This window comes from Flavobacterium sp. GSA192, from assembly GCF_006386525.1.
Classification (GTDB): domain Bacteria; phylum Bacteroidota; class Bacteroidia; order Flavobacteriales; family Flavobacteriaceae; genus Flavobacterium; species Flavobacterium commune.
On record NZ_VAHC01000007.1, the window covers coordinates 253,881 to 266,133 of the forward strand.

The 12,253-nt window shown below is 34.7% G+C and carries 13 protein-coding genes; 7 read left to right on the forward strand and 6 right to left on the reverse strand.

What is annotated here, in order from left to right; translation table 11 throughout:
* Positions 1-20 precede the first annotated feature (20 nt).
* On the reverse strand, positions 21-719 hold the full coding sequence (locus tag FDM27_RS15190) for a tetratricopeptide repeat protein (RefSeq protein WP_071183858.1): 699 nt from the start codon (positions 717-719) through the stop codon (positions 21-23).
* Positions 720-859: 140 nt separating this feature from the next.
* On the opposite strand from FDM27_RS15190, the gene FDM27_RS15195 reads away from it, so the two are divergent.
* Positions 860-1,849 (forward strand): glycosyltransferase family protein, encoded by a 990-nt coding sequence (locus FDM27_RS15195; RefSeq protein ID WP_140487744.1) that lies wholly within the window; start codon positions 860-862, stop codon positions 1,847-1,849.
* 84 nt (positions 1,850-1,933) lie between these two features.
* Here FDM27_RS15195 and obgE read toward each other — a convergent pair whose 3' ends face one another.
* From obgE to FDM27_RS16265, 4 genes are all read right to left on the reverse strand, one after another.
* Positions 1,934-2,935 (reverse strand): GTPase ObgE, encoded by a 1,002-nt coding sequence (gene obgE, locus FDM27_RS15200; RefSeq protein ID WP_071183860.1) that lies wholly within the window; start codon positions 2,933-2,935, stop codon positions 1,934-1,936.
* A 150-nt stretch (positions 2,936-3,085) separates the two neighbouring features.
* On the reverse strand, positions 3,086-4,357 hold the full coding sequence (locus tag FDM27_RS15205) for a hemolysin family protein (protein ID WP_140487746.1): 1,272 nt from the start codon (positions 4,355-4,357) through the stop codon (positions 3,086-3,088).
* Between the two features lie 88 nt (positions 4,358-4,445).
* On the reverse strand, positions 4,446-5,018 hold the full coding sequence (locus tag FDM27_RS16260) for an adenylate kinase (protein WP_255510566.1): 573 nt from the start codon (positions 5,016-5,018) through the stop codon (positions 4,446-4,448).
* A 27-nt stretch (positions 5,019-5,045) separates the two neighbouring features.
* Complete coding sequence (locus FDM27_RS16265; RefSeq protein WP_255510567.1) at positions 5,046-5,576, reverse strand: phosphoribosyltransferase; 531 nt, start codon at positions 5,574-5,576, stop codon at positions 5,046-5,048.
* Positions 5,577-5,676: 100 nt separating this feature from the next.
* Here FDM27_RS16265 and FDM27_RS15215 point away from each other — a divergent pair, with 100 nt between their 5' ends.
* The 6 genes from FDM27_RS15215 to FDM27_RS15240 all read left to right on the forward strand — a co-directional run bounded on the left by FDM27_RS15215 (position 5,677) and on the right by FDM27_RS15240 (position 10,820).
* Complete coding sequence (locus tag FDM27_RS15215) at positions 5,677-6,234, forward strand: hypothetical protein (protein WP_140487748.1); 558 nt, start codon at positions 5,677-5,679, stop codon at positions 6,232-6,234.
* A gap of 33 nt (positions 6,235-6,267) precedes the next feature.
* On the forward strand, positions 6,268-6,516 hold the full coding sequence (locus FDM27_RS15220) for a DUF6364 family protein (protein ID WP_071183864.1): 249 nt from the start codon (positions 6,268-6,270) through the stop codon (positions 6,514-6,516).
* Positions 6,485-6,934: a type II toxin-antitoxin system VapC family toxin gene (locus FDM27_RS15225; protein ID WP_255510568.1), complete on the forward strand. Its 450-nt coding sequence runs from the start codon at positions 6,485-6,487 to the stop codon at positions 6,932-6,934. The genes FDM27_RS15220 and FDM27_RS15225 overlap by 32 nt, the downstream gene beginning before the upstream one ends.
* Positions 6,935-6,946: 12 nt before the next feature.
* Positions 6,947-8,110, forward strand: coding sequence for a 5-(carboxyamino)imidazole ribonucleotide synthase (locus tag FDM27_RS15230; RefSeq protein ID WP_140487750.1), 1,164 nt, complete (start codon positions 6,947-6,949; stop codon positions 8,108-8,110).
* Positions 8,111-8,202: 92 nt separating this feature from the next.
* Complete coding sequence (purE, locus tag FDM27_RS15235) at positions 8,203-8,688, forward strand: 5-(carboxyamino)imidazole ribonucleotide mutase (RefSeq protein ID WP_140487752.1); 486 nt, start codon at positions 8,203-8,205, stop codon at positions 8,686-8,688.
* 104 nt (positions 8,689-8,792) lie between these two features.
* Positions 8,793-10,820: a M3 family metallopeptidase gene (locus FDM27_RS15240; protein WP_140487754.1), complete on the forward strand. Its 2,028-nt coding sequence runs from the start codon at positions 8,793-8,795 to the stop codon at positions 10,818-10,820.
* An 84-nt stretch (positions 10,821-10,904) separates the two neighbouring features.
* On the opposite strand, the gene FDM27_RS15245 is transcribed toward FDM27_RS15240, so the two are convergent.
* Positions 10,905-12,167 (reverse strand): cation:proton antiporter, encoded by a 1,263-nt coding sequence (locus tag FDM27_RS15245; RefSeq protein ID WP_140487756.1) that lies wholly within the window; start codon positions 12,165-12,167, stop codon positions 10,905-10,907.
* Positions 12,168-12,253 lie beyond the last annotated feature (86 nt).

The window sequence follows — 12,253 nt, forward strand, 5'->3', positions numbered from 1 at the left end:
CGTAAGTTTATTTTCCTTAATTAATTGTCGCTTTTCTTTTTATACTCTTCTAAAACCGCTTGAGCCTTATCAGGAGATTTCATTTTATTGGCATACAAATTAGCCAATTTTTGATAGGTTTTCTTCGAATTCCCCACAGCTATGGCCTTTTTATAATGTTGCTCGGCTTTTGTGTATCTTTTAAAATATTCATCGATATGCCCTCTGGATAAATGACCGTCAACAGCGGATATTTGCAACAGTTCATTCGAATACTGAATGGCTTTTTTCTCACTTCCTCCCAAAATTCCCGGCAATTGAAGATTCAATTCTATCAAAGCCCATCTGGCTTCAATGTGTTTTGGGTTTAACTGTATGGCTTTTTCAAAATTCGTCCGCACTTCATCAATCATTCCTAATGCCTTGAATTTATTCACTTCTAAGGCTTTCATACCTAAAACACCTCCGTATTTAAAATAAAAATTGGCTTCAGAAGGTTTGGCTTTCTTCAGTTTTCCGTAATACAACAAGGCTTCGTCCCAGGCTTTACTGCGTCCTGCAATATCCCCTAAACATTCCATGATTTTGATATTGGATGGATTTTTTTTCAAAAGAACTTCAAACATAGGCTTAGCCTGTTCGAATTTTCCTTCTTCAAATAATTGCTGGGCTTTCTCAAAATTTGCCTGAGAAAAAACCACTATAGGAAATAAAAATAATAACAGCAGAATGTGTTTCATTTTCCAAAAATAAGCAAATTTAAAAGGATTATAAAAACTTTATCTCTTATAAAAACAATAAATAGTAACCTAATAGAAATCTTAAAACAACCTTTTAATAACATCTCTAATTTACTTTCGTAAGATGAAAATTCAGAAATATGAAAATATTCTATGCCATACAGGCAACAGGAAATGGGCACATCAGTAGAGCAACACAATTGTATCCTTATCTACAAAAATTTGGTAAAGTAGATTTTTTTTTAAGTGGAAACAATGCCAGTTTAGACATCAAATTACCCATAAAATTCAAGAGTAAAGGTTGTAGTTTACACTACAGCAAATGTGGCGGATTAAATTATTGGGACATTCTTAAAAACATTAAACCACGCCAAATATACAAAGATGCCGATGCGCTTCCGTTAAAAAATTATGATGTAATCATCAATGATTTTGATTCTATTACTTCCCTTGCTTGTAAAATGCAAAAAGTACATTCGGTTCAGTTAGGACATCAGGCGAGTTTTATTTCTGCCAATACTCCCAGACCCGAAAAAAAGAGCATAATGGGCGAAATGATTCTGAAACACTATGCGCCATCTACTAAAAATATTGGCTTACATTTCGAAAAATACGATTCTTTTATCCTTCCTCCCATCATCAAAGACGAGATTATTCAAGCTGAACCCACCAACTTAAAACACATTACGGTTTATTTGCCATCTTTCGACAAAGACTGTCTTGAAAAAGCGTTTAACAAAGTAAAAGACGTAGAATTTCACTGGTTTTTACAAGGTGTCGAGTTCAAACACACCATTGGAAACATTACTTATTTTCCGGTAAACCAAAAAAAATTCAACGAAAGTTTAATCTTCTGCGAAGGGATTATTACGGGCGGGGGGTTTGAAACTCCTTCCGAAGCTTTACACTTAGGCAAAAAGATTCTTTCTATTCCTATCATGAACCATTACGAACAAGAATGCAATGCCGCTGCTTTGAAAAAAATGGGTGTTCCTGTTGTTTATGAAGTTGGGAAAAACTTTGAAACTATTATAGAAAATTGGCTCAACCAGGATATTATTTATCCAAAAATGCAAGCCAATAACATCCCTGAAACTTTGCAATATTTGTTTGATACATATAGAGAATAAGAAAAATATTGATTTTTTTTAAAACAAAAAAACCACTAACGAATTCAATTCCTTAGTGGTTTTTATATATTGTAAAAATGTTATTTACTCATTCAACATTTTCCAAAGTTTATCTTTCAATTCTGTTAATCCTTGTTGGGCAACAGAAGAAATAAACAAATAAGGAACATCTTTGAAAGCAGCATCCAATTCTACTTTTAGCTCAGCTCTCAATTCATCATCCAGCATATCGCATTTAGTAATGATTAAAAGGCGTTCTTTGTCTAACATCTCGGGGTTGTATTTGGTCAATTCGTTAACCAAAATATCGTACTCCGCTTTAATGTCCGGCGTATCTACAGGAACCATAAACAGCAACGTAGAGTTACGCTCAATATGACGCAGGAAATAATGTCCCAAACCTTTTCCTTCGGCTGCTCCTTCAATAATCCCCGGAATGTCGGCAATTACAAAAGATTGAAAATCTCTATAGGCGACAATTCCAAGATTTGGTTTTAAAGTCGTAAACGGATAATCAGCAATTTTTGGCTTAGCAGAAGTCAAAACCGATAATAAAGTAGATTTTCCTGCATTTGGGAACCCAACTAAACCTACATCGGCCAAAACTTTCAATTCCAGAATAACGTCCATTTCTGTACCCGGCAACCCTGGCTGAGCATATCTTGGAGTCTGATTTGTAGAACTTCTAAAATGCCAGTTTCCTAAACCTCCTTTACCTCCCTGGCAAAGAATTCTTTTCTCTCCATGTTCAGTAACTTCAAATAAAACTTCACCCGTTTCTTTGTCTTTCACAACAGTTCCTAATGGCACTTCGATAATTTTATCTTCTCCATCAGCTCCGGTACTTCTATCTCCTCCACCGTCTCCACCGTGACCCGCTTTAATATGGCGTGCAAATTTCAAGTGAAACAAAGTCCAAAGTCCTTTATTTCCGACTAAATAAATGTGTCCTCCACGACCTCCATCACCTCCATCTGGTCCTCCATACTGGATGAACTTTTCTCTATGTAAATGCGTAGAACCTTTTCCTCCTTTTCCGGATGAAACAAATATTTTTACGTAATCTACAAAATTTCCTTCTGTCATTTTTTTAAGTGTTCAGTCATCAGTTTTTTAGTATTCAGTTTCAGATTGCTCCAAATTAACACTAAATCTTTCGACAATTTAATTCATTTTTCAATGTTCATTTTTTTAATCGCAAAAACTGCCAACTAAAAACGGGAACACTGAATACTTTTATTTTAGGGCTTTCACCATTACTTTATCAATCTTCACACCATCCATATCGATGACCTCCAATTCAAATCTGTGCCATATCAATTTTTCTCCTTGTTTTGGAATACGTGACAATTCGGTCATGATTAATCCGCTTACAGTTGTTACTTCATAATCGCTTAACAATTCGTCCAAATCAAAATAAGTTAAGAAATCATGTAACGAATAATGTCCGTCAACTAACCAACTGCCATCTTCCCTTTCGATCAATTGAAAATCTTCTTTATAAAAATCAGATGCGTTACCCACCAATGCTTCCAAAATGTCATTCAACGTGATTATTCCTTGAAAAACACCGTATTCGTCAGCAATAACAGCATAATGGATTCCTGTCTTTTTAAAATTTTCCAATGCATTGTAAGCCGTTGTGTACTCCATTAAATAAGGCGGCTCTGTCATGATACTTTCCAATTTGAAATTTTCTTTCTCAATGGTAGCAAAAATATTTTTCAGACTCACCACACCTACAATCTCATCAAAATTATCCTTATACACCGGATAAAAAGAATGTAATTCCTGAAGCATAAACTCTTTGACCTGACTTTTATTCGAATCTAATGGTAACATCACCACCGAATTTCTATGGGTCATCAACGAATTTACTTTACGGTCACCAATATGAAAAACGCGTTCCACAATATCCTGTTCAATCTCCTGAACTTCCCCTACCTCGGTTCCTTCTTTGATAATGGCTTTAATTTCTTCTTCGGTAACTTTCCCATCTGCCGTTGGTCTTATTTGAAGAATATTCAATAAAAACTCGGTCGAATGGGTCAACATCCAAATAAATGGAGCGGTAACAATCGAAACTATTTTCATTGGCATGGCAACTCCTTTTGCAATCGCTTCAGGATAATTCAAGCCAATTCTTTTGGGCAATAATTCACCTAATACTAATGAGAAAAAAGTCAATACTACCACCACAATTCCTACTGCGATAGAATGCGCTTGAGGTTTTAAAATTGCAAAACCCGAAACAAAAACTTCTACATCAGTCGTAATCTTATCACCACTAAAAATACCGGTCAAAATTCCTATTAGTGTAATCCCAATTTGAACTGTTGACAGAAATTTATTTGGCGAATTAGCCAAATCCAGCGCTATTTGTGCACTATTATTTCCTTTTTTAGCAGAATTTTCCAGTCTTGATTTCCTTGCCGAAATCAATGCAATTTCGGACATCGAAAAAAGTCCGTTAAGTAAAATCAAAAAAAGAATTATAAATAGTTCCATTCAGTATGTTGCTAGTTTAAAAATTTAAAGTTTAAGGTCGCTAAATAACTCTAGCAACTTTAAACTTTAAACATCAAACATTTTTTATTTACAAATTGTCAATTACGTTACTTAAACGCTCTGTAATTTCAGCAATAGTTCCAATACCGTTTACGGCATGAAATTTATTTTGCTCTTTATAAAATCCAATAAGAGGTGCTGTTTTCTCATTGTATTCCTGATATCTGTTACGAATTTTTTCTTCATCCTGATCATCTGCTCTTCCAGAAGTTTTACCTCTTTCTAATAATCTGGCTACAAGAATTTCATCATCAGCTTCTAATGCAATTGTAGCTGTAATTTTTTGATTTTTTGTAGTCAAAAAAGCATCCAAAGCTTCTGCCTGAGCAATTGTTCTAGGAAAACCATCAAATAAGAAACCTGCAGAATCCGGATTAGCTTCCACTTCACTTTGCAACATTTTAATTGTCACTTCATCAGGAACTAATTCACCGTTATTGATATAGGTTTGCGCTAGTTTTCCCAGTTCAGTTTCATTTTTGATATTAAATCTAAAAATATCACCTGTTGAAAGATGAGTCAAATTGTATTTTCCTTTTAAAAACTCTGCCTGAGTTCCTTTTCCTGCTCCTGGTTTCCCAAATAAAACAATGTTAGTCATAAACTTTTTTAATTTTTATTTAATGATTTATTCTTTTAACTGATATACTTCCGGTAAATTCCTGCCTAAACCATCATAGTCCAAACCAAAACCTACTATAAATTTATTTGGAATCTGAATTCCAATATAATCAATTTTAACCTCTTTTTTATAAGCTTCAGGCTTAAAAAAAAGAGTCGCTATTTTAAAATGTTTCAAGTTTTGTTTCTTAAACAAAGCTTTCAACTCAACAATAGTGTGACCAGTATCGATAATATCTTCAATCACCACAACCGAACGCCCCGTTAAATCCTGATTCAGACCGATTAATTCTTTCACCTTTTCAGTTGACGACAATCCGTTATAAGAAGCCATTTTCACAAAACTCACTTCGCATGGTTTTTTATAACTTTTTACAAAGTCGGAAACCACCATGAAAGAACCGTTCAAAACACCAACAAAAACCGGAATTTCATCAACAAAATCAGCTTCAATCTGAGCTACCATTTTCTGGATAACAAAGTCAATTTCTTCGGCAGAAATAAACGGAACAAATTGTTTATCGTGAAGTTGAATCATTATTTTTTATTTTAAAATAATGCGCAAAGATAGGGATTTCGAAATTGAGTTTTGCAATTGATTCTTAATTTGTATTTTTAATGCCAATTCTTACAAAACCATGAGTGAATTAGCCACAATTATTGCACAAACAACAGGATATAAAAACAGCCGACAAGCCGCTGCCAATTACGTCATGAAACACACTGAACTGATGGATGATTTTATGCAAATTTGTTTCGAAAACACCAATCCTGACCATTACAAAGCCTGCTGGGTCATGGAATTGATTGCCTTAGAAAAACTGGATTCCTTTCAAAATTACCTGCCTTTAATTTGTTCCAAAAGCAAAACACTCTCTAACGAAAGTGCTATTCGACCGCTTTCAAAAGTCATTTTTCTACTCATCGAAGCGCATTACAAAACTCCGAAAAATGAAATTCATTTTACCGAAACCCAACGCCAAAAACTCATCGAAATTAATTTTGACTGGCTTATAACCGATACAAAAGTCGCTTCAAAAGTGTATGCCATGCGTAGTTTGCTGCTTTTAGGAAAAGAATACCATTGGATTCATCCCGAATTGCAAACCATTTTAGCTAAGGATTTCAGTACGCATACTGCGGCCTACAAATCGGTTTCTAAGCATATTTTGAAGAAAATAAACCATCAAAAATAATTATTACGTACATTTGTAAAAAATATACGTATCATGAACACTAAGCTCACTTTATCGTTAGAAAAAGAAGTCATAGAACAAGCAAAATCCTATGCTAAAAAAACGGGCAGAAGTTTATCTGAACTAGTGGAAAGTTATTTTAAAAATCTGACTGAAAAAACAGAAAAAGAAGACGATATTCATCCGAAAGTTAAAAAATTGATTGGAAGAATCACTCTTCCAGAAGATTTTGATGAGAATAAAGCAAGGGATGACTACTATAAAGAGAAATATGGTATTTAATCAGATTTTTTTAGATACCAATATTTTAGTAGATATTGTCGCCAATAGAAAACCTTTTTCTAAGGATGCAATCGAAATTTTCGATCATTGTCAGAGAAAAAAAATCAAAATGTATTCGACTTCTATTTCAATTGCCAACTTACATTACATAGCAAAAAAAAATGTTGATGAAAAAGAACTTCGGTCTATTATTGAGGATTTACTAGACACTATTTCTATAATTCCAATTACAGAAACTATTTTGAGAAAAAGTCTAAAATCAAGTCATAAAGATTTTGAAGACGCCATTCAAATTACCGCTGCGCAATCCATTCACAACATGGACTGCATTGTTACAAGAGATTTAAAAGATTTTAAAAATTCGGAAATTAAGGTTTTCACACCTGATGAATTTTTAACTAAAACAACAATATTATAATTATTTTACAAGATGAATTATTTTTCTTCTGATTTTAAATTAGGAATTCTAGGAGGCGGACAATTGGGAAAAATGCTCTTATTCGACACCAGAAAATTCGATATACAAACTTACGTTTTGGATCCAAGCGACGAGGCTCCTAGCCGAATGGCTTGCAACCAATTTTTTAAAGGCGATTTAATGGATTTTGACACCGTTTATCAATTTGGTAAAAAGGTCGACGTACTTACTTTCGAAATCGAATTGGTTAATTTAGAAGCTTTAGAAAAACTGGAAGACGAAGGTCTAAAAGTATATCCTTCTCCTAAAACACTGAGAAAGATTCAAAATAAAGGAACTCAAAAAGATTTTTATTCCCAAAATAATATCCCGACAGCACCTTATAAACGCTTTAACGATTTAGAAAGTCTAAAATCAGAAATCGTTAATCAACAATCGACAATCAAGTTACCTTTTGTCTGGAAATGTACCGAATTTGGCTACGATGGAAATGGTGTTAAAATCATTCGTCAAGTTTCTGATTTAGACAGCTTACCAAATGTAGAATGTATTGCTGAGGAAATGATTCCTTTCAAAAACGAATTAGCAGTCATTGTTTGTCGTAATCCTTCTGGAGAAATCAAAACTTACCCTGTTGTCGAAATGGAATTTCATCCTGAAGCCAATCAAGTGGAATATGTAATTTGTCCTGCCCGTATTGACGAAAAAGTAGCCGAAAAAGCCAGAGCTATTGCGTTGAATGTTTCTCAAAACTTCAATCATGTTGGACTTTTAGCTGTCGAAATGTTCCAAACACACGACGACCAGATTATAGTAAACGAGGTTGCTCCCCGCCCACACAATTCAGGACACTATTCTATCGAGGCAAGTTACACCTCTCAATTCGAAAACCATTTACGTGCTATTTTAGATTTACCTCTTGGAAATACCGACAGTAAAGTGGCTGGGATTATGGTAAATTTAGTAGGCGAAGAAGGTTTTTCCGGAAATGTAGTGTACAAAAACATCGAGAAAATATTAGGATGGTACGGCGTTACGCCACACATCTACGGTAAAAAAGAAACGCGTCCTTTTAGAAAAATGGGACACGTAACCATTGTAAACGAAAACATGACCGAAGCAAGAAAAATTGCCGAGGATGTAAAGAATACGATTAGAGTAATTAGTAAGAAGTAAGCAGTTCGCAGAAACAGTTACAAGCTAAAATAAAATAACAGTTTTCAGTCTCAACAGAACTAAAAACAATAAACTACAAACCATAAAAACAAATGAGCAAAGTAGCCGTAATCATGGGAAGTATCTCTGACATGCCAGTCATGCAGGAAGCCATCAACATATTAAAAGAATTTGGAATCGAAACAGAAGTAGATATTGTTTCGGCACACAGAACACCAGAGAAATTATTCGACTTTAGTAATAATGCACATCAAAGAGGGATTTCGGTAATTATTGCCGGTGCTGGTGGAGCTGCACATTTACCAGGAATGGTTGCTTCAATGTCGCCACTTCCTGTAATTGGAGTTCCTGTAAAATCAAGCAATTCTATTGATGGCTGGGATTCTGTTTTATCTATTTTACAAATGCCGGGTGGCGTTCCTGTAGCTACTGTTGCCTTAAACGGAGCAAAAAATGCCGGAATCTTAGCGGCACAAATCATCGGAAGTGCTGATGCTGCAGTTTTAAACAAAATCATTGACTATAAAGAAAACTTAAAAGAAGCTGTAATTAAAGCTTCTGAAAGCTTAAAGAAATAAAATAATTTCACCGAGATTCGCAAAGAAAACATAGAGACTCGCAAAACATTTAGCGTCTCTTCGTGTGTTCTCTTTGCGAATCTTTGCGTAACAAAACGATCCACATGAGCATTCTAACAAAACATTTCGATACTAAACACAATACAGCTCCTTTTTCGCAAATAAAAAATAAAGATTACTTCCCTGCTTTTCAGGAAGGAATTGCTTTGGCGAAAGCCGAAATCGATGCGATTGTAACTAATCCTGAAGCCCCCACTTTTGCCAACACTATCGAAGCAATGGATTATTCGGGAGCTATTCTTGACAGAATTTCGAGTATCTTCTTTAATTTAAATTCGGCTGAAACCAGTGACGAAATGCAAAAAATTGCACAACAAGTTTCGCCTTTGTTGTCTGAATTTGGAAATGATATTACACTAAACGCCGATTTGTTTGCGCGTGTAAAAGCAGTTTACGAGCAAAAAGACACGTTGAATTTAAATACAGAACAGGCTACGCTTTTAGACAAAAAATACAAGAGTTTTTCTCGAAATGGAGCCAATTTATCTGAAGAAAAGAAAAGTGAATTACGTGAAATCGATAAAGAATTAGCTAAGTTAAGTTTGCAGTTTGGCGAAAATGTCTTGGCTGAAACCAATGCTTTTCAGCTACAGCTAACCGATGAAAAAGACTTAGCCGGTTTACCGGAAGGCACCATCGAAGCGGCTCGTTCTTTGGCAAAAAGCGAAGAAAAAGAAGGCTGGATTTTCACCTTAGATCATCCAAGTTATCTTCCGTTTATGACGTATGCCGATAATCGCGAATTGCGTAAAAAAATGGCAATTGCTTTTGGTGCAAAAGGTTTTCAAAATAACGAATATGACAATCAGGAAATTGTTTTAAAAATTGTAAAACTACGCCAGCAAAGAGCCAATTTATTAGGGTATCAAACCCATGCCCATTTTGTGCTGGAAGAACGCATGGCCGAAAGTCCTGAGAAAGTAATGGCTTTTGAAAATGACTTATTGGCGAAAGCCAAGCCTGCTGCACAAAAAGAATTTGCCCAACTAACCGAGTTTGCAAAAAAATTAGACGGCATCGAACAATTGGAGAAATGGGATGGCGCTTACTATTCGGAGAAATTAAAACAACAGCTTTTTAATTTAGACGACGAAAAATTAAAACCTTATTTCCAATTAGAAAAAGTATTGAATGGTGCTTTTGTAATCGCCGGGAAATTATACGGACTCACTTTTACCGAAGTATTTGACATTGACAAATACCACGATGAAGTCATGACGTATGAAGTTAGAGACGAAAACAAGAACTTGGTTTCTATCTTCTACGCCGACTTTTTCCCAAGAAAAGGAAAACGAAACGGTGCCTGGATGACTTCATTCAAATCACAATATATTAAAGACGGTGTGAACGAAAGACCACATATTTCTAATGTTTGTAATTTTACAAAACCTACCGAAACCAAACCATCCTTATTGACTTTTAATGAGGTAACGACTTTATTTCACGAATTTGGTCATGGTTTACACGGAATGTTAGCCAACACAACTTATCCAAGTTTATCCGGAACTTCGGTATTTTGGGACTTTGTGGAATTGCCAAGTCAGGTGATGGAAAACTGGTGTTACGAACCGGAAGCCTTAGCTTTATTTGCCACACATTACCAAACTGGTGAAGTTATCCCGATGGAATATGTAGAAAAAATCAAAGAAAGCGCGAGTTTCCAGGAAGGCTTGGCTACGTTACGTCAGTTGAGTTTTGGATTACTAGACATGGCTTGGCACGGACAAGACCCGACTAATATTACCGATTTAAAAGCTTTTGAAACCGAGCAATTTGCTAATACTCAATTGTATCCGGATGTAAAAGAAAATGCCATGAGTACCGCTTTTTCGCATATTTTCCAAGGCGGTTATTCATCAGGATATTACAGTTATAAATGGGCTGAAGTTTTGGATGCTGACGCTTTCGAATATTTCAAAGAAAATGGCATTTTCAACAAAGAAGTAGCTACCAAATTCAAAGACAATGTACTTTCTAAAGGTGGAACCGAAAACCCGATGACTTTATACAAACGCTTTAGAGGTCAGGAACCAAAACCTGAGGCTTTGTTAAAAAGAGCAGGATTGATTTAAAGATTGCAGAATACAAATTTTAAAACACAGATAGAAACCGAAGTAACAATGCTTCGGTTTTTTTATATCTATTTTGCACTAATTTTATTCTTTCTCTAAAACTTTCTTGGCCAGTTTTCCAACAGTCAATCCCTGTACTAAAATTGAAAATAGCACAACAATATAAGTTACTTCAAGCAGCAGGTTTTTATATTCTCCGTCAGGCATCGAAAGTACTAATGCAATCGACACTCCTCCACGAATTCCTCCCCAGACTAAAACCATTAACGAACCTTTATTATAAGCTGATTTGATTCCGAAAAACTTAAAAAAATCAAAAAACATCCACGGTAAAACGATAGAAGCAATTCTTGAAAATAACACTATAAATATCGCCACAAAACCAGTTAATAATTGCTTATTCAAATCAGGTAACAACAATAATTCGAAACCAATAAACAAGAATAGAATAGCATTCAATATCTCATCAATAAGTTCCCAAAACTTTTCTAGATAATCTTTAGTTTCTTCGCTCATGGCAACTTTTTTGCCATAATTACCAATGATTAATCCGGCTATTACCATCGCTAAGGGACTAGAAACATGTAAACTTTGTGCAATTAAAAATCCACCCATTACAATAGAAAGCGTGATCAATACAGAAACTTTATAATCATCTATTTTCTTCATCACATTCGATGCTGAAAATCCTAAAAGCGCTCCTAATAAAAGTCCGCCGATTCCTTCTTTAGCAAACAACCATGCAATTGAACCAAAACTCATATCAAATGTAGGATTAGTTGCCATTTTTAAAACAACGGCAAACATCACTACTGCTACTCCATCGTTAAATAAGGATTCACCAACGATTTTAGTTTCTATTCGTTTAGGAACTTTAGCCTGCTTTAAAACTCCCAGTACTACAATAGGATCCGTTGGCGAAATTAACGTTCCAAAAACCAAACAAAATATATAAGGAATATTGATTCCAAAAATTGGAGCAATATTATAAAGCAATATCGAGATAATTAATGCCGACAATACTACACTAACCGTAGAATAAATTATAATAGGAACTTTTTGCTCTTTAAGATCAGACATATTCACATGAAGTGCACCTGCAAACAAAAGAAAGTTCAACATAGCACCCATCAATATCTCATTGAAATCGAATTCTTTTATCATCTGAAAAAACTCTTTTGTAGTATGAGGAAAATAAGAATCCCCAAGTACACGAATTCCTACTGAAACTAACATGGCAATAATCATGATTCCAATAGTTCCCGGGAGTTTTAAAAATCTTAAATTGAGATAAGCGAAAAAAGAAGCCAATACAATGAGTACTGAAAAAGTATAATATAATTCCATAAAAAGTGATTTTTACAAAAATATCTTTCTCATTATTTAATATAAACTTTCAAAGCCTCAATTAACATAACTTTATAATTGACAAA

Bases quoted from the DNA above. Each gene is read 5' to 3' on its own strand.
- FDM27_RS15225 (WP_255510568.1), top strand. From the start codon at position 6,485: ATGACTACTATAAAGAGAAATATGGTATTTAATCAGATTTTTTTAGAT.
- FDM27_RS16260 (WP_255510566.1), bottom strand. From the start codon at position 5,018: ATGACTAACATTGTTTTATTTGGGAAACCAGGAGCAGGAAAAGGAACT.
- FDM27_RS16265 (WP_255510567.1), bottom strand. From the start codon at position 5,576: ATGATTCAACTTCACGATAAACAATTTGTTCCGTTTATTTCTGCCGAA.
- FDM27_RS15220 (WP_071183864.1), top strand. From the start codon at position 6,268: ATGAACACTAAGCTCACTTTATCGTTAGAAAAAGAAGTCATAGAACAA.
- FDM27_RS15230 (WP_140487750.1), top strand. From the start codon at position 6,947: ATGAATTATTTTTCTTCTGATTTTAAATTAGGAATTCTAGGAGGCGGA.
- FDM27_RS15245 (WP_140487756.1), bottom strand. From the start codon at position 12,167: ATGGAATTATATTATACTTTTTCAGTACTCATTGTATTGGCTTCTTTT.
- FDM27_RS15205 (WP_140487746.1), bottom strand. From the start codon at position 4,357: ATGGAACTATTTATAATTCTTTTTTTGATTTTACTTAACGGACTTTTT.
- FDM27_RS15215 (WP_140487748.1), top strand. From the start codon at position 5,677: ATGAGTGAATTAGCCACAATTATTGCACAAACAACAGGATATAAAAAC.
- purE (WP_140487752.1), top strand. From the start codon at position 8,203: ATGAGCAAAGTAGCCGTAATCATGGGAAGTATCTCTGACATGCCAGTC.
- obgE (WP_071183860.1), bottom strand. From the start codon at position 2,935: ATGACAGAAGGAAATTTTGTAGATTACGTAAAAATATTTGTTTCATCC.
- FDM27_RS15190 (WP_071183858.1), bottom strand. From the start codon at position 719: ATGAAACACATTCTGCTGTTATTATTTTTATTTCCTATAGTGGTTTTT.
- FDM27_RS15240 (WP_140487754.1), top strand. From the start codon at position 8,793: ATGAGCATTCTAACAAAACATTTCGATACTAAACACAATACAGCTCCT.
- FDM27_RS15195 (WP_140487744.1), top strand. From the start codon at position 860: ATGAAAATATTCTATGCCATACAGGCAACAGGAAATGGGCACATCAGT.